Below are 15,700 nucleotides of genomic sequence, written 5' to 3' on the forward strand. Positions count from 1 at the left end.
ATGCGAACTTGGTCTCGCCGCCAACGGTAAGACGGCAGCCGCCGCACATGCCGGTACCGTCAACCATGATGGTGTTCATGGAAACGATGGTCTTGATGCCGTACGGACGAGTGGTCTCGCAGACAAACTTCATCATGATCATCGGGCCAATCGCGATAACAGCATCGTACTGGTTGCCCGCATCGATCAGCTCCTTGAGCACCTGCGTAACCAGTGCCTTGCGGCCGTTCGAGCCGTCATCGGTCACGATGTGCAGGTTGGTGCAGGCGTTCTTCATCTCGTCCTCGAGGATGATGATATCCTTGTTGCGGAAACCGGCGACCAGGTCAACCTCAGCGCCCATTTCGTGCAGCTCTTTGCCTGCGGATATGCGATCGCACAGCCCAGACCGCCGCCGACAACAGCGACCTTCTTGAGTCCCTCAAGCTCGCTCGCCTTGCCGAGCGGACCGACAAAATCATGCAGGCAGTCGCCCTCGTTCAGCGCGCCGAGCGCCATCGTCGTTGCGCCGACCTCCTGGAAAATGATCGTGACGGAACCCTTTTCGCGGTCAAAATCTGCGATCGTGAGCGGAATACGCTCGCCTTCTGCGCTGACACGCAGGATGATGAACTGACCCGGCTCTGCCTTGCGGGCAACGTGCGGTGCCTCGATCACCATCAGCTTGGTGTTTGCGTTCAGCGTTTGCTTTTTCAAAATCTGATACATTGGTCAAATATCCTTTCGCCAAACCGAATCGGGGTATAGGAAAAGCCGCATAAGCGGCTTTTCCAGCAATATGAGAAGAAAACTTATGGGTTAGTTAAAAGAGAGAGAATAAAAATATTAGAGAGTATATCTTAATGACATGAAGAATGGGAAGAACATTGGAGCGTTTTCCCAAGCGCGAGAGTGAGATAAGGGATCAGAAAATGATGCTTATACCAGGCTCTTCAGCTTGTCCAGATACTCCTGTGCATTGTCCGGAGTAATGACCTTACAGCCGGTATCGATGAAGTCATCCAGCTTTTCGCCTTCTACAACGTCGAGCAGGCTCTTAACGCACTGGTAGCCCATGTTGTACGGGTCCTGTGCAACGGTGCAGGAGATTTCGCCGTCAACAACTGCCTGTACGCCGGAGGAGATGCCGTCGAAGCCGCATACAATGATGCCGTCGCCGTCACGGCCTGCCTGCTTGATGGCACGGGATGCGCCGAGCGCAACATCGTCTGCGCAGCATACGATCGCATCGATGTCCGCGAAGGACTGGAGAACGCCATCGGTTACGGTAACAGCCTTGTCGCCTACGCCGTCGGTGTACTGCGTGGAGATAATCTCGCAGCCGCCTTCTTCAAGTGCCTTCTTGTAACCAGCTACACGAGCCTCAGAGGTGGACTCGCCCTGGATATTCGCCAGAATAACAACCTTTCCGCCCTTACCGATCTTCTCGGCTACATACTTGCCGCCCTCGTAAGCAGCGTCCTCATGCGCCGTGCCGATAAAGGTTTCCGCCTGATCAAAATTGGTGTCGATCGCCAGCACCGGGATCTTGACGCCGGTCAGTGCATTTGCGATCTGGTCTGCCTGCAGCGGTGCGATAGCGATCGCCTCGCACATATCTGCGTTTACAATGGTCTCTACCATGTTCAGCTGACCGTCGAAGTCGGTATCGCTGTTTGCACCGCGTACGTCAACCTCTACGTTGCCGAGATCCTTTTCCGCCTGCTCGATGCCTGCGATAACGTAGCTCCAGTATTCGGAAGAGGTGGTCTTGAGCACTACGCTCAGCTTATGGGTGTCGCCGCTGCTGCTTGCCTGGGAATCGCCGGAGTCATTGCCGGATGCGCTGCTGCCGCCGCATGCACTCATGGAAACTGCCATCAGTCCTGCCAGCAGCATCGCTGCGGAACGCTTAAAAAGGTTGCTTCTCTTCATCTTTCTTTCCTCCTGTTAGACAAGTTGTCTATTGGAATCATATTACCGGGTAATATGACCTTCTTTATATCAACAGGGGCGGTTTCACACCTATTCCCGCCCCTGCTGTATACCATTCGCAGGGAATTATGCCTCTACCTTTTCCCACTGACCGGTGGTCTGTGCCTTGATCAGTGCGTCGGAGATCTTGCATGCCTCGTAGCCGTCCTCAGCACCCGGGCCCGGAACGTCGGTCTTGCCCTGCAGGTAATCTACCCAGTGCTGCAGCTCTTCCTGATAAGCAACTACGAAACGGTTGGTCCAGTCCTCCGGGATGGCCTGGCCGCACTGCAGGTAGGAGCGGACGATCGGCTCTGCCGCTACCGGCAGGCGGATGGTGCCCTTCTCGCAGACCAGTTCGCACAGGATCTCGTAGCCATAGTAGCTGTTGCCGGAAACCTCAACGTCGATCAGTACGCCGGAGTCAGACTGCATAAGTACCAGCTGCGGGTCCTGGCAGGTGCCTTCTGCGAAGCAGGTAGCGCGGGGGAAGCGAACAGCAACTTCGTTCAGGTTCTCACCCAGCAGCCAGCGGCAGATGTCGATCTCGTGGATGGCAATGTTGGTAATGTGCTGCTCGGTGGTGTGGTTCTTCGGATGGCTGCGGGTACGGCTGATGCAGTGCGCCATCAGCGGAGCACCCAGCTCGCCGGAGTCGAGGATCTTCTTCATCTTGATGTAGTCCGGGTCAAAGCGACGCATGAAGCCGATCTGCAGCAGGCGCTTGCCGGAAGCCTTCTCCGCCTCTACAACCTTCTTCGCGTCCTCAAGGGTGGTAGCCAGCGGCTTCTCGCAGAATACCGGCTTGCCGGCCTGGATGCACTTTACCGCCAGATCAGCGTGGGTGCCATCCCAGGATGCGATAACAACAGCGTCGATTTCGGGAGAAGCGATCAGCTCCTCTGCGCTTGCCATTACCTTTGCGCCGTAGGTCTTAGCGACCTCCTCGGCACGCTCGGTGTTCAGATCGTAAACAGCAGCCAAACGAGCGCCGTCTACATAGGTTGCAATGTTCTGAGAATGGGTGTGACCAATGTTGCCGCCTGCGCCCAGTACGCCAATAGCGAGTTCCTTCTTGCTCATGATGTGAATCTCCTTTTTTCCTTTATCTAAGGCAACACCGCACACTTAAAGCTGCGGCGCTTTGCGGAAATTTTGTCCCCTGATTGCGTTGCGATTTCTTGCAATACGTCAGTATTGCTGCAAAACCGCGCCTTATCAGTGCGCAAAATTTACTCGCAAATCGCTCTTGTCCAATTATGCGGTATTGCCATAAAAAGCGGTTGTAATTTACTTCTTCTTGCCGTCCAGATATGCCTGATGCAGCTGCAGACAGAACTTCAGGCTCATCGTGCCGTCGTGTGCGGTGGTCTCCGGCTTGCGGCCGGTGCGTACACAGTCAACGAAGTCGTCGATCTCCGCCTGGAACGCCTCGCCCCAGCGGGCAAGGAAGCTCTCCTGGCACTCTTCCACGAAGCCGTTCTCGGTGAACTGCGAGAGGTAGTTCTTGCGCGGTACCGAGTTGACACGCAGCGTGCCCTTGGTGCCGACGATTTCGCTCTCAACATGGCTGCAGGTTGCGGTGCGGCCTACCTGAATGTAAGCGGTGGTGTTGTTATCGAACTTGGTCAGCGAGAAACCGTTGTCGTAGTCGTTGTAATCTGCCAGACCGGTGCAGACATAAGCATCGCCGGTTGCAAAGGAATCGACCGGATCGCCCTCGAGGAACCAACGTGCAAGGTCGGTGTCGTGGCTGCCCATCTCGATGAACCACGGAACGTAAATGCCCTTCTTAACGCCCTCCAGATGTGCCTCAAGCACGCTGGACGGGTCAAGCGATACGCCTTTGAACAGAATCGGCTTGCCGATCGCGCCGGCGCGGATCTTCTCCTTCGCCTCTGCGTAGGACGGATCAAAGCGGCGCATGAAGCCAACCGTAAAGCACTTGCTGCCGTTCTCGGCTACGGCCTTCTCGATCTCCTCACAGTCCTCAAGGGTCTTAGCCAGCGGCTTTTCGCAGAAAATATGCTTCTTGGCCTTGCAGGCTGCCAGACACGGTGCCTTGTGAGCATCTGCGCCGGTTGCAACAACGATTGCGTCAACCTCGGGATTGTTTACCAGCTCGTCTACATTGGTGTAGCCATACGGTACGCCGAATTCCTCCTGAAACGCCTTGACCTTGCTCTCGGTGCGGGCGCAAACCGCTACAACCTCTGCGTGAGGATTACGCTGCAGGCTGGTGGCGTGCATTCTGCCCATCATACCGATGCCAACGATACCGAAACGAATCTTCTCCATTTGTAATCCTCCTTATCAGATACCTGCGGTTTTCTTGATATACTCGCGTGCCATCTTAGCATACTCGAGCGGATTTGCCTTTGCCGGGTCCTGCTCGGCCTCTACGATGAACCAGCCCTCGTAGTGTGCATCGTGCAGAGCCTTGAATACGCCCGGATAGTCGACGCAGCCGTCACCCGGAATGGTGAAGCAGCCTTCGAGTACCGCCTTGCGGAACTTGAAGCCCTCGGCGTAAGCCTTTTCCATCATGTCGGGACGGATGTCCTTGAGGTGAACGTGGCCGATACGCGGGCCGAACTCCTTGGCTGCCTTGACGGCGTCCTCCTTGGAGAAGGTGAAGTGGCCGGTGTCGAAGCAGAGGTAAACATAGCGCGGATCGGTGTTGTCCATCAAGCGCTTGGTTTCCTCGAAGGTCTGTACAACCGTTGCCATATGGTGATGGAAGCACAGCTTGAAGCCGCGGTCAGCAGCAATCTTGCCCAGCTTGTTCAGACCGTCGCACAGCTTATCCCACTCTTCGTCGGTGGCGATCGGCTTGTTGTCACCGAACATCGAGCACTCCTCTGCGAACAGGCAGCGGGTCAGCTCGCATACGTTGATGCGGCTTGCACCGACAGCCTCGAGGAAGTCCAGCTGCTCGATAAATGCCTTTTCGTTCTCCTCGTAGGGGGTCGAGCACAGGAAGCTCGAGAACCACTGGGATGCAATCTTGATGCCGCGCAGGTCGAGTGCCTTGTTCAGTACGGCCGGGTCGGTCGGGAACTTGCCGCCAACCTCGGTGCCCTGAAAGCCTGCCAGAGCCGCTTCGGAAACCATCTGCTCGAAGGTGAGCTCACCGCCGAGCTGCGGCATATCGTCATTCGTCCAGCCAATCGGCGCGATGCCGAGTTTTACGTTGTTAAACATGATTTGCTACCTCCCTCAGCATTTTTCCCAAGTGCCCGACTTAACAGACTTGAGAACTGCGTTGATAATACCGTCAACCTTGGCGCCCATCTCGAAGTCGCAGATGTACTCGCCGCCGTGCATAGCCTGCATCAGTGCGTGAGCCTGCAGGGTCTTCATGTCGTCGAGGCGATCGCGATGCCGCCTGCCGGCTGGAAGTACTTGAAGCCCTCGTGCTGCGGGTTGAGCAGTACGGTGCGGAAGCCGCAGTCACGGCCGTTGTCCTTGTCAGCGTCAGCCTTGAAGTAAACCTGAACCTCGCACATGCGCTCCAGATCGTATACTACCGAGCCCTCGGTGCCCTGAATCTCGTAATAGAAGTAGTTCTTGCGGCCGGTTGCAACACGAGAGGACGAGAAGTCACCAATTGCACCGTTTTCATACTTAACGAGGAAGGTGATGAGGTCGTCGTTCTCAACCTTGCCCATCTCGGTGCTGCCTGCCTTGATCGGACGCTCCGGAATAACGATGGACTGTACGCCCAGAACCTCGCTCATGTCGCCCATGATCATCTGGGAAACGCTCAGCAGGTGGCTGCACAGGTCGCCGAGTGCGCCCGAGCCTGCCAGCTTGTTGATGTGACGCCATGCGATCGGAATGGACGGATCGAGCAGCATATCCTGATCGTAGGTAGCGTGTACGCGCATGATCTTGCCCAGCTTGCCGGACTTAACCAGCTCTGCAACGTACTGGTTTGCCGGGTTCATGATGTTGGAGAAACCGCAGTAGTTGACTACGCCCTTTTCCTTAGCCAGATCAGCCAGCTCGCGGGACTGCTCAGCAGACAGAGACAGCGGCTTCTCGCAGAAGACATGCTTGCCGTGCTCCAGAGCAGCCTTTGCCATCTCGTAGTGCATGCAGTTCGGGGTTGCAACGTCAACCAGGTCGATTTCGGGATCGGTGACAACGTCCATCCAGTTGGTGGTGTAGCGGTTGTAGCCCATGTTCTTGGCGAACTTTGCTACTGCATCCTCGCTGACGTCGCTTACCAGCTCAAATACCGGCATATCATCGCCGAAGATCATGCGTGCGTTGTGGAATGCGGTGGTGTGGGCCTTGCCCATCCAGCCAGCGCCGATCAGACCGATTTTAATTTCCTTGCTCATAAGTTTTTCCTCCTCAAAAAATCTCAATACTCTTGTTGGATTTTATCGAAAACGCCTTGTGCGTTTCTTACAATGTGAATAGATGAATGGTTTCCGGGGGCCGGCTCATTATCGAGCCAGACCGATCGGAGAGAACAGCGCGTAGACGCAAAGCATCAGGATGAAGCAGGTCAGCGCGGCGGGTTTTACATACTTCCACGGGGTCAGGTCAACAGCCTTGGAATCCTCGAGGATGAAGTCGGTAGCACGGGGCTTGAACTTGCCGATGAGCAGCATCAGTGCCAGGTCTACCGGGAACAGTACCGAAAGAACATACAGGTAATGCACATTCAGCGGCAGGAACTTGGAGATCGAGTACAGGATGACGTGTACGACCAGCGTAATTTTCGGTGCGCAGGCCGGAACGCGTTTGGTGTAGAAGCCTACCAGCACGATCGCGAGGATCGGCATGGAGTAGAAGCCGAAGCACTCCTGCAGGAAGTCATACAGACCGGACGGTGCATTGCTGACGAACGGCGCTACGCAGATGGATACGATCGCAAGACCGGTACCAACACGCTTGCCTACTCTTACCAGATGAGAGTCGCTTGCGGTCTGGTTGAACAGCGGACGGTGGAAGTCCAGCGTGTAAAGCGTTACACAGCTGTTCAGTGCCGAGTTAAAGGACGACAGGATCGCACCGAACAGAACCGCTGCGATGATGCCGAGCAGCCAGTTCGGAACAACCGTGGTGATCAGAGACGGGTATGCCAGGTCGCTGTTTGCCAGGCCGTCTCCGAAGAAGCGGTAAGCCAGCAGACCGCAGATGGTGATGAAGAACGGGTCCAGCAGCTTGAGGAATGCGGTGAATACAGCACCTCTCTGTGCCTGTGCCAGATTCTTGGCAGCCAGCGTGCGCTGGATGATGGACTGGTTGGTGCACCAGTAGAACAGGTTGTTGAACAGCATGCCGAGGAACAGAACCGGCCACGGAATCATCGGAGGCAGAGCGTTCGCCGGATTGACCGCGTTGAACTTTTCCGCCGGAACATTGGTGATGAAGTCCTGAATGCCGGCAAGGAAGCTGCCGTTGCCGAGGATGCAGATGGACAGGATCGGGATCAGCAGACCGCCGATCAGCAGACCCACGCCGTTTACGGTGTCGGATACCGCAACTGCCTTCAGGCCGCCGAAGATTGCGTAGATGGAACCGATAACGCCGATTGCAACACACAGGATCGCAATACTCTGATAAGTGGTGATGCCGAACAGCTGATCCAGATGGAAAATCTGGTTGAAGGCCAGCGCACCGGAGTACAGTACGGTCGGCAGGTAAGTAAGCATGTAGCCGAGCAGGAACAGGAACGAGATGATCTGCTTGGTGGTGCGGTCAAATCGAACCTCCAGAAATTCCGGAATGGTGGTGATGCCGGCTTTCAGATACTTCGGCAGGAAGATCAGTGCCAGCGCCAGCAGCGCGATACTTGCGTTTACCGACCAGCTCATGGCGCCCATGTTGGTTGAGTAGCTTTGTCCGGCCTGTCCGACCAACTGTTCGGTGGACAGGTTGGTCATTTCCAGTGAACCGGCGATGACCAGGCCGGTCAGTCCGCGTCCTGCAAGGAAGTAGCCTTCCTTGGTGGACAGGTTCTCCTCCTTGGTCTTGTACCATGAGATCAAGGCCACCAGACCGGTGAAGGCGATGAATGTTAAAATGATAATCAAATGTTTCAACCCCTCTTCTGAACAAGAAAATCCTATTATATTGTAGAATTTCCTATTCTTGTTTTTTCTTTTCCCTTTGTCTTTTTAACTCAAAAGAAACTATTTTTTGCGTTTTTGTTCGTTTCCCTTTCGTTGTACCTATCATATATCAAATTCTCACATTCATCACTACACAGGATAATAATAAAATATCAAAATTTTATACTTTTTATCAGTATCATTTTTTGATATAATTGTATAAGAAAAGCGAATGACTGCATTTCCATGCCATGATATGGTACAAAAAAGGAGTTGACACCAATTATGCTTAATGATATGGGTATTCTGGCAGATTCTGTCCGCTATTACCACGATGCAGATGCCTTCACCGCGACTAACCTGTACCATGTTCCGCACGCAGGCAGCTACCATTGCGACGAAACATACGGTATGCAGCGTAATTATCTGGATATCTGCCAGATGCTTATTGTAGATGAAGGCGAACTGTCGGTCACCTACCGCGGTGAAACACGCACCGCCGGTCCCGGCAGCCTGATCCTGCTTGACTGCAGAGAACCGCACAGCTATCACGCCCTCACACCGATTCGCATGCGCTGGTTCCACTTTGCAGGCAACGGCAGCACGGCCTATACACATCTTATCCTCAATACGCACGGGTTCATCCTGCCCACCGGAAGCAATGCCGAGATTGAGGAATGTGTCCGCCGCATCATGGTCTCGGTGCACCAGAACCAGCCCAATCCTCATATTATTTCCCTGACGATCAACAAGCTGCTCGTTCTGCTCGTGCTCGTGCTCGGGGAAAAGAAAAAAAGCGATCTCGAGATCGCCATTCAGGACTCAGCCGACTATATGACGTACAATTTTGCGGACAAATCGCTCTCCATCGAACACCTGTCCCAGCGTGCTGCGCTCAGCACCTGCTACTATATGCGTAAGTTTAAGGAATACCAGTCAGCAACACCGCATCAGTTTTTGCAGACTGTGCGTCTGAGCGCCGCAAAGCAGCAGCTGCTCACCACCTCGCAGAGTATTGAGACCATCGCAGATAACTGCGGTTTCTCCAGTGCTTCGCACTTTATTATGGCCTTCCGCAAGAGCACCGGCATTACCCCACATCAGTACCGCACCCAGTGGAAATAAAAAGCACACTCTCCGTACTGCGTCCACCGGATGAAACGATCGCGTGTACAGACAGGCAAGCGCAGCGCAGCTGTGCTATCCGAACGGTGATATTCATCAGATTGCTGCACGAAATATCGTTTTTATGACGCGAATTGTATAGCAGACCAATCGCGTACTTATACAAATTATGGTATAACCATCAAAAATCAGGTACATACACGGTGCCTGAGAGATAGGCAAACCCAGCGAAAGATGGGGACGCAAAGCCGGAAGAGTCTAAGGCGGCGAACGCCGCAATGACAGCCGGTTGTAAGCATCAGCGAAGACGCTGTTAACCTCTTCTGCGCTTTATTAGGCAGAAGGAGGTGTACGCCGTCAAAAGAATATGGCAAGCTGATTCGCGGTGCAATACACTGCTCGCAGAGCAAGTAAAACTCTGCCCTTTTGTGCTGTTCCAACAAAGATATAAAAACGCTTTCAAGTCATGAGTAGCCATGTCTTGAAAGCGTTTTTTATTTAAATTTGAAGCCGTTAAGACAGATAAAATGAGGAGGGAAAGTTATGAAAAAATGATTGTTATCGACAATAGTATCATTGTGTTTGTTTCTGACAATGGCGCCGACTGTGGCGTTTGCGGCGGTCGCAGAACTCGAACGCGAGTACATCCTCCAGCGCCAGCGCGAGGGTATCGCCATTGCCAAGACAAAGAGCCAGTACACCGGACGCAAGCCGATACCGCTGTCGGACAACTACGAGCGGGTTGTTTCCCGATGGCGTGCCGGAGAGATTACCGCAATCGAGGCTATGTGGCAGACTAGACTTAAACCTAACACCGAGTTCATGGAAAACGGTCTGGAGGCCGAGCTGGACGATCAGCTGGGCTACAACCGGTATGACTACAAGAACAAGGACACGGATAACGGCCGGAATGGGCACAGCAGCAAAACCCTGCGCACCAGTTTTGGCGATGTAGAGGTATCTGTGCCGCGGGATCGCAAGAGCGAATTTGACCCCAAGGTGCTGAGGAAAAATCAGACCAGCATCAGCCAGGACATCGAGGATATTTTCATTGCCTGTACGGATAATTTGACCGGTTTTTCTGCGGCGATCGAGGCGGTCTATCCCAAGACGGAAATCCAGAACTGCATCATCCATCAGCTTCGAAATTCCAGCAAATATGTCTCCTACAAGGATTTGAAGGCACTTATGGCTGACTTGAAAGCAGTCTACGCAGCGGTAGATGAACCGGCTGCTTTGGACGCGTTAGACACGTTCGCAGAACACTGGGACAAGAAATACCCCAAAATTTCTCAGTCGTGGAGGGATAACTGGGCAAATCTCAGTACCTATTTCAAGTTTCCTCAAGAACTTCGGCGGCTGATCTATACGACCAACACGATTGAAGGCTTTAACCATCAGCTCAGGAAGGTAACCAAGTCGAAATCCGTGTTTCCGACCGATGACAGTCTTTTCAAAATGCTGCAGCATGAGCCGAAAACCTGTAAACGCTGCACAGTATGCGCTCAGAAACGGAGGAACAGCAAATGATTACGAATGAGTACGGCATCCACACCTTTTCACTAAAATTACAATGCAAATATTCCGAAATCCAGAATATTATCGAACAAAACGAGTGCATTTGTACCGGCAAAGGGAAATTAGGACTTTCGTCGTATTACCAGATGCCGCAGTTCAAGTCCATCGACGTTGAAATTCACTTAGGGCAATCCATCTCGCATCCGTGCTGGCTGATACTGATTGTCAACCCGTCTTCTCTGCTCGCCAGTACCTATGAACCGACTGCATTATTTCAAGCTGACGAAAAGTCTGTACAGCAGATAAAGCACCGTCTGCGAAATATCCTTGATAAAATCGGCATTGACCGGCGGCTCAAAGGGTTTAAGCTGTCGAGGTGTGATTTGACCTGCAATCTGTATTATGACCGCAAGGCGGATGTTCAAGATCGTTTGGATATTTTCAAGAAATCCTTTCCTATCCTCCACTACAGTGCGGTTAAGTTCGGCCAATATTCAAATTCCAATGAAAGATTCAAAGGCGCCAATAAGCATTCATCGAGTTAACGTACTGGAAATGGTTCGGATAAAGGCTTGTTTCAGGGTGCTTGAGTCTGCTTAGACAGCATGATTTGACGTTTGATCGCCAACATTAGAATAAGCATACATGAATTAAAGTGAAATGCGTTTTCACCTATGTTGATGGAGGTTTTCTATGCCGAACGATGAAATCCTGACCGTAAAAGAAACCGCAACCCTGCTCAAGACCACGCGCCAGCAGGTGCGCAAGATGATCGCAAATGAAGAACTCCCGGCCGTAAAGGTTGGCCGGGAGTGGAGGGTGCTGAGGGCGGGGATTATGGAGTTTTTTTGAGGTGAATTTGTAAACATACCTATTGGGTCATGTAGCCGTATATTTTCCGCATCAACACATCCAGATAAGGTTTTCTTTCGCGCTGTAGAATATAATTTGATCCTGTGGAAGATGAAGAGTTTGGCTGATATATTTTCGCTGATGTTCCCGATTGGCAATCTGAGCTGCCGTCAGAGATGTGCTATATCGCGAGATTGGCGCTGCTTTATCGGCGCAGTTAATCGCAATAATCAAACGGGAACATGATACAAGGACAGCATTGACTGAAACAATGCTAGATCGTTAGCATAATCTCTTTGATCCGAGCACAGCACATATACGATACAGATGCAATGATGCAATATATCTTTCAAGCATCAAATTCCACACACAGGATCAAAAATGATCAATCAATGCGAAATGGCAGGAGCACTTCATTCATGCGTTCAATATTCTGTACGACGCTGTCCTTGCGGCGGATAGCGAGGCTGACATAAAGCGTGTCGATGAGGGAGAACTGCGCCACGCGCGGCGACACGAAAAGCTGCTCGGGCGAATACAGCTCAAGGCAGATGTCGCTGACCTCTTTGAGCGGCGTATCCGGATAGCCGGTGATGCCGATGGTCGGCGCGCCGCACTCCTTCGCGGTACGCACGGCCGACACGATTTCGCGCGTCTTGCCGGTATGCGAGATGGCGATGACCGCCGTATCCGGGCCGCATTGGCTCGCCTGAATCTGCATCAGGTGCGAATCGGTCAGCGAAACCGCGCGGATGCCGATGCGCATGAGGCGGATGTAGAAGTCCTCCGCGATGGTGCCGGACGCGCCGACGCCGAGGATGAGGATATTCTCCGCCCGGTTGAGCACCCCCACCGCCTGCTCGATTTTCTCGAAATCAAGCAGCTGGAGCGCCCGCTCGAGCGTGTCGATATTCCGGCTGAACACATTCTCCGAAATGGTCGAAATACTATCGGTTTCGGACAGATCTTCAAAAATCGTGCGCACCGACTTAGGAGAATATTTCGCCAGCAGCAGCTTTACCTCGCTGAAGCCCGCGCAGCCGACGATCTTGCAGAATCGAATAATACTCGACTCCGCGATATCAAGCTCGGCCGCCATCTGCTGAATGCTGATCGAGGTAATATGTACCGGATCGGCTAAGATATAGTCCGCAATCCGCTTTCCAACCTTGGATAAAGTCGAATACTGCGACTGAATTGCGGCATAAACGTTCTTGTCCATGCAATCACCCTGCACTTCCGCATCATATAGTAATTTCATTGTATCACAAAACATCGACCTTGTGAAGAATGCACAAAATTGAATATTGTTCTTTTTACAATATGATTTATTGAATTTTATTCCGCTCAGTGCTATACTTGTAGATGTTCGGTGGAACGGACTTCCACTGAAAGGGTATAGCGAGAGACGAGTCCGGACAACGTCTCAAAGGCAGACCCACTCCCGATGCGCCCGGCGCACGGACGGTCTGTATCGCTGCAACTGGTAAAAGAAAAATAAAAAAGGACTGAGCAAAACCATGGGCAAATCCAGCAACCCGACTTTCGCGGGTGATAAGGAATTTGAGAAGATCCATCTCAAGGAAAAGTTCTCCTACGGCCTCGGCGATGTTGCCTGCAACGTTGTCTACGCCCTGACCACCTCGCTGCTGATTTACTTCTACACCAACGTAGTCGGTATCTCGGCGGCTATGATCGGTACCATCATGCTGTTCTCCCGTTTCTTCGATGGTATTTCCGACGTACTTATCGGTCATCTGGTTGACCGCACGCATTCCAAGCACGGCAAATCCCGTGCATGGATTCTCTGGATGATGATTCCGTACGGCATCGCAGCCATCCTGCTGTTCACCGTTCCGCCCGCAACCCCGATCGTCAAGGCATCTACGTTTTCATCACCTATAACTTCTGCACCACCGTTGTCTACACCGCACTCAACCTTCCGTATGCAACGCTAGCTACCCTGATGACCCGCGATACCGACCAGCGCGCCGTTGTCAACCTGTTCCGTACCGGTATGTCCGCCCTCGGCAACATGGTCATCACCGCCATTACCTTCCCGCTGGTTACCCGTCTGGGTGACACCCAGCAGGCATGGATCGAGGTTTCCATCCTCTACGCCATCGTTTCCATCATCATGCTGTTCATCTGCTTCAAGAACTGCCACGAGCGCGTCAAGGAAGAGACCAAGACCAAGGACGGCAAGAACGTTCCGCTCTGGATGGGCATCAAGCTCTGCGTCACCAACAAGTACTTCATCATGTTCTTCATGCTCGCTGTGTTCCTGTCCTTCTATGAGGCAGTTACCGGCACCTGCAACGCATACTACGCACAGTACATTCTCGGCAACCGCGACCTGCTCGGCGCACTCGCATCCTTCGAATCCATTCCGCAGATCGTCACCGTTCTTGTTCTGTCTCCGTTCATCGCAAAGTTCGGCAAGCGCAACGTAGCGCTGATCGGTGCGATCGTCGCCGTTATCGGCACGGTCTCCCTGTTCATCAACCCGAGCGCCCTCAATCTTGCACTGTTTGCCTGCGTCATGCGCGGCATCGGCAAGGGCTGCTTCCGCGGCGTAAAATACTCCATGCTGGCTGACGTTATCGAGTACGGCGCATGGAAGAGCGGCATCCGTGTACAGGGCCTGATGGTATCTGCTACCACCGCCGGCCAGAAGTTCGGCTCCGGCATGACGAGCGCGATCTTCGGCGCCTGATGAGCCTTGTAGGCTTCGCCGGCACCGCAACCATCAATGCCGCACAGTCTCAGATGCTCATCGCCATCTACATCATTGGCAACATCATCGCTTGGGGCGGCATCGGCGTTCTGCTGATCTTCTACAAGCTCGATAAGATCTATCCGCGCATTATCACCGAGATGAAGCAGCGCGAAGCTGCCGAAGCAGCAAAGACGACCGCAAACGCCTGATTTTCCCCCGCACTCCCTCATTTTTACGCATCATCTTTTTCTTCCCTTATATGGAACAGCCGGCGGAGTCAAGCATTCCTGCCGGCTGCCCCCATATTCTACCGCAAATAAAATTCTGTAAATATCCACCATTTATATGAAAGGCGTGTAACAAATGGAAACCCTGTCCTACGAAAAACGCATCGAACTCGGTAATCTCGTCCCGGCGCTCGGCCAGTTCAAGGTCATGGAAAAAATCCCGCAGTATCAGCAGTGCGAGGTGCACAACCTCGTGGATGCGCCCGCCGAGGTGCCCGAAACGCTGCGCCACGTTGTATTCAACATCGAGCGCGGCCAGACGCTTCACGAAACCATCGACTTTCTCAATATGTGCCCCGACCTCAAAAACATGGACATCATCTACGCCAACGAGCTGGATGACGGCGCGGTCCGCTCGGGCAACTGCAACGTTGCCTACGAAATCGCGAAATCCATCGGCATGAATTACGCCTACGGTCTGGAGTTTATCGAGCTGGTAAATCCCGAGGACAACAAGGGCTTCCACGGCAACGCCCTGTTCTCCCGCTGGCCCATCCGCTGGGCGAAGGTCGTCCATATGCCCGAGCAGTACAACTGGTACTATGACCGTCAGAAGCGTATCGGTGCGCGCGTTGCCATCGTCTGCTCGCTCGACATCGGCGGACGCGAGGTCGGCGCGGTCAGCGTTCATCTGGAGAACCGCGCGGACAGCGAGGGCCGCGAAGCGCAGATGGCAGTCGTATATGATGAGATCAAGCGTTCGTTCGCGCCGGACACACCGGTCATGATCGGCGGCGATCTGAACACCAATACGTTCGACGGCAACGACATTCCGGGCTTCACCGCGCTGTTCAACGACCCGGAGCGTCTCTCCAAGCATATGGAGCACGTTGAGCAGTACGAGCGCGTTCTGCCGCAGGCGGAGGAAAACGGCTTCTCCTACCGCGAGTTCAGCAGCATCGAGGGCACGCGCCGCAAGCCGATGCCGGGCGGCAAGAGCATGCTGCTCAAGCTGGACTGGCTGATGGCGCGCGGCATGGAATGCGTCGATCACGGCACGATTTCGACCGAAACGAAGGACTGCACCTGGGCCGAGCCGGGCAGCGCGCTGGCGAAGTTCACAGGTCCCGAGCTGTCCGACCATAACGCCTGCTGGGCAGACTGTCGATTCGCAAAGTAAATACTGAAATCTATTGTAGAAAGCTGCACACGCTGCATACATATTGGCAGCGTGT

16 protein-coding genes, 2 pseudogenes and 1 riboswitch are annotated in these 15,700 nt (G+C 53.4%); of the genes and pseudogenes, 9 read left to right on the forward strand and 9 right to left on the reverse strand.

Going from position 1 to position 15,700, the window contains the following annotated elements; all coding sequences use genetic code 11:
* The 8 genes and pseudogenes from DXB00_RS09715 to DXB00_RS09745 all read right to left on the reverse strand — a co-directional run.
* Window positions 1-708: pseudogene (locus DXB00_RS09715) on the reverse strand (sulfide/dihydroorotate dehydrogenase-like FAD/NAD-binding protein); the annotation flags it as partial.
* A gap of 210 nt (window positions 709-918) precedes the next feature.
* Window positions 919-1,914 carry a sugar ABC transporter substrate-binding protein gene (locus DXB00_RS09720; protein WP_118480705.1) on the reverse strand — a complete coding sequence of 332 codons (996 nt, stop codon included), beginning with the start codon at window positions 1,912-1,914 and terminating at the stop codon, window positions 919-921.
* Window positions 1,915-2,040: 126 nt separating this feature from the next.
* Window positions 2,041-3,036, reverse strand: coding sequence for a Gfo/Idh/MocA family oxidoreductase (locus DXB00_RS09725; protein WP_118286022.1), 996 nt, complete (start codon window positions 3,034-3,036; stop codon window positions 2,041-2,043).
* A gap of 207 nt (window positions 3,037-3,243) precedes the next feature.
* Entirely contained in the window at window positions 3,244-4,251 is a 1,008-nt protein-coding gene (locus DXB00_RS09730; protein WP_117489167.1) for a Gfo/Idh/MocA family oxidoreductase, read from the reverse strand.
* 15 nt (window positions 4,252-4,266) lie between these two features.
* Window positions 4,267-5,157 carry a myo-inosose-2 dehydratase gene (gene iolE, locus DXB00_RS09735; protein ID WP_117489169.1) on the reverse strand — a complete coding sequence of 297 codons (891 nt, stop codon included), beginning with the start codon at window positions 5,155-5,157 and terminating at the stop codon, window positions 4,267-4,269.
* Window positions 5,158-5,172: 15 nt separating this feature from the next.
* A complete protein-coding gene (locus DXB00_RS16680) occupies window positions 5,173-5,316 on the reverse strand; it encodes a hypothetical protein (protein ID WP_199697279.1) in 144 nt (47 codons plus the stop codon).
* The gene (locus DXB00_RS09740) at window positions 5,313-6,302 is read right to left on the reverse strand and encodes a Gfo/Idh/MocA family protein (protein ID WP_199697281.1); all 990 of its coding nucleotides are present in this window, start codon (window positions 6,300-6,302) and stop codon (window positions 5,313-5,315) included. The genes DXB00_RS16680 and DXB00_RS09740 overlap by 4 nt, the downstream gene beginning before the upstream one ends.
* 108 nt (window positions 6,303-6,410) lie before the next feature.
* Window positions 6,411-8,006, reverse strand: coding sequence for a solute:sodium symporter family transporter (locus DXB00_RS09745; protein WP_118286019.1), 1,596 nt, complete (start codon window positions 8,004-8,006; stop codon window positions 6,411-6,413).
* Window positions 8,007-8,309: 303 nt separating this feature from the next.
* Here DXB00_RS09745 and DXB00_RS09750 point away from each other — a divergent pair, with 303 nt between their 5' ends.
* From DXB00_RS09750 to DXB00_RS09765, 5 genes and pseudogenes are all read left to right on the forward strand, one after another.
* On the forward strand, window positions 8,310-9,149 hold the full coding sequence (locus DXB00_RS09750) for a helix-turn-helix domain-containing protein (RefSeq protein WP_118361181.1): 840 nt from the start codon (window positions 8,310-8,312) through the stop codon (window positions 9,147-9,149).
* Window positions 9,150-9,356: 207 nt separating this feature from the next.
* Window positions 9,357-9,446: riboswitch (cyclic di-GMP riboswitch) on the forward strand.
* A gap of 489 nt (window positions 9,447-9,935) precedes the next feature.
* Window positions 9,936-10,154: pseudogene (locus DXB00_RS18195) on the forward strand (transposase); the annotation flags it as partial.
* Window positions 10,149-10,679 carry an IS256 family transposase gene (locus DXB00_RS18200; protein WP_442861153.1) on the forward strand — a complete coding sequence of 177 codons (531 nt, stop codon included), beginning with the start codon at window positions 10,149-10,151 and terminating at the stop codon, window positions 10,677-10,679. The pseudogene DXB00_RS18195 and the gene DXB00_RS18200, both read left to right, overlap by 6 nt.
* Window positions 10,676-11,212 (forward strand): hypothetical protein, encoded by a 537-nt coding sequence (locus DXB00_RS09760; protein WP_118730041.1) that lies wholly within the window; start codon window positions 10,676-10,678, stop codon window positions 11,210-11,212. The genes DXB00_RS18200 and DXB00_RS09760 overlap by 4 nt, the downstream gene beginning before the upstream one ends.
* Window positions 11,213-11,360: 148 nt before the next feature.
* Window positions 11,361-11,519: a helix-turn-helix domain-containing protein gene (locus tag DXB00_RS09765; protein WP_118730040.1), complete on the forward strand. Its 159-nt coding sequence runs from the start codon at window positions 11,361-11,363 to the stop codon at window positions 11,517-11,519.
* Between the two features lie 385 nt (window positions 11,520-11,904).
* Here DXB00_RS09765 and DXB00_RS09770 read toward each other — a convergent pair whose 3' ends face one another.
* Window positions 11,905-12,741, reverse strand: a complete 837-nt coding sequence (locus DXB00_RS09770) for a MurR/RpiR family transcriptional regulator (protein ID WP_158574696.1) — start codon at window positions 12,739-12,741, stop codon at window positions 11,905-11,907.
* A 298-nt stretch (window positions 12,742-13,039) separates the two neighbouring features.
* Here DXB00_RS09770 and DXB00_RS17730 point away from each other — a divergent pair, with 298 nt between their 5' ends.
* The 4 genes from DXB00_RS17730 to DXB00_RS09790 all read left to right on the forward strand — a co-directional run bounded on the left by DXB00_RS17730 (window position 13,040) and on the right by DXB00_RS09790 (window position 15,645).
* Window positions 13,040-13,477 carry an MFS transporter gene (locus DXB00_RS17730; RefSeq protein ID WP_119214847.1) on the forward strand — a complete coding sequence of 146 codons (438 nt, stop codon included), beginning with the start codon at window positions 13,040-13,042 and terminating at the stop codon, window positions 13,475-13,477.
* Complete coding sequence (locus DXB00_RS17255; protein ID WP_305143099.1) at window positions 13,414-14,235, forward strand: MFS transporter; 822 nt, start codon at window positions 13,414-13,416, stop codon at window positions 14,233-14,235. Before DXB00_RS17730 ends, DXB00_RS17255 begins: the two co-directional genes overlap by 64 nt.
* Window positions 14,235-14,447, forward strand: a complete 213-nt coding sequence (locus DXB00_RS09785) for a hypothetical protein (protein ID WP_119214835.1) — start codon at window positions 14,235-14,237, stop codon at window positions 14,445-14,447. The genes DXB00_RS17255 and DXB00_RS09785 overlap by 1 nt, the downstream gene beginning before the upstream one ends.
* 154 nt (window positions 14,448-14,601) lie before the next feature.
* The gene (locus DXB00_RS09790; protein WP_118730038.1) at window positions 14,602-15,645 is read left to right on the forward strand and encodes an endonuclease/exonuclease/phosphatase family protein; all 1,044 of its coding nucleotides are present in this window, start codon (window positions 14,602-14,604) and stop codon (window positions 15,643-15,645) included.
* Window positions 15,646-15,700 lie beyond the last annotated feature (55 nt).

Origin of the sequence: Butyricicoccus sp. OF10-2 (genome assembly GCF_003481925.1) — a bacterium.
Classification (GTDB): Bacteria; Bacillota; Clostridia; order Oscillospirales; family Butyricicoccaceae; genus Agathobaculum; species Agathobaculum butyriciproducens.

Coding starts and splice junctions, on each gene's coding strand:
- DXB00_RS09750 (WP_118361181.1), top strand. CDS start 8,310: ATGCTTAATGATATGGGTATTCTGGCAGATTCTGTCCGCTATTACCAC.
- DXB00_RS09730 (WP_117489167.1), bottom strand. CDS start 4,251: ATGGAGAAGATTCGTTTCGGTATCGTTGGCATCGGTATGATGGGCAGA.
- DXB00_RS09790 (WP_118730038.1), top strand. CDS start 14,602: ATGGAAACCCTGTCCTACGAAAAACGCATCGAACTCGGTAATCTCGTC.
- DXB00_RS09765 (WP_118730040.1), top strand. CDS start 11,361: ATGCCGAACGATGAAATCCTGACCGTAAAAGAAACCGCAACCCTGCTC.
- DXB00_RS09785 (WP_119214835.1), top strand. CDS start 14,235: ATGAGCCTTGTAGGCTTCGCCGGCACCGCAACCATCAATGCCGCACAG.
- DXB00_RS09740 (WP_199697281.1), bottom strand. CDS start 6,302: ATGAGCAAGGAAATTAAAATCGGTCTGATCGGCGCTGGCTGGATGGGC.
- DXB00_RS16680 (WP_199697279.1), bottom strand. CDS start 5,316: ATGAAGACCCTGCAGGCTCACGCACTGATGCAGGCTATGCACGGCGGC.
- DXB00_RS17730 (WP_119214847.1), top strand. CDS start 13,040: ATGGGCAAATCCAGCAACCCGACTTTCGCGGGTGATAAGGAATTTGAG.
- DXB00_RS09760 (WP_118730041.1), top strand. CDS start 10,676: ATGATTACGAATGAGTACGGCATCCACACCTTTTCACTAAAATTACAA.
- DXB00_RS09720 (WP_118480705.1), bottom strand. CDS start 1,914: ATGAAGAGAAGCAACCTTTTTAAGCGTTCCGCAGCGATGCTGCTGGCA.
- iolE (WP_117489169.1), bottom strand. CDS start 5,157: ATGTTTAACAACGTAAAACTCGGCATCGCGCCGATTGGCTGGACGAAT.
- DXB00_RS09770 (WP_158574696.1), bottom strand. CDS start 12,741: ATGGACAAGAACGTTTATGCCGCAATTCAGTCGCAGTATTCGACTTTA.
- DXB00_RS09725 (WP_118286022.1), bottom strand. CDS start 3,036: ATGAGCAAGAAGGAACTCGCTATTGGCGTACTGGGCGCAGGCGGCAAC.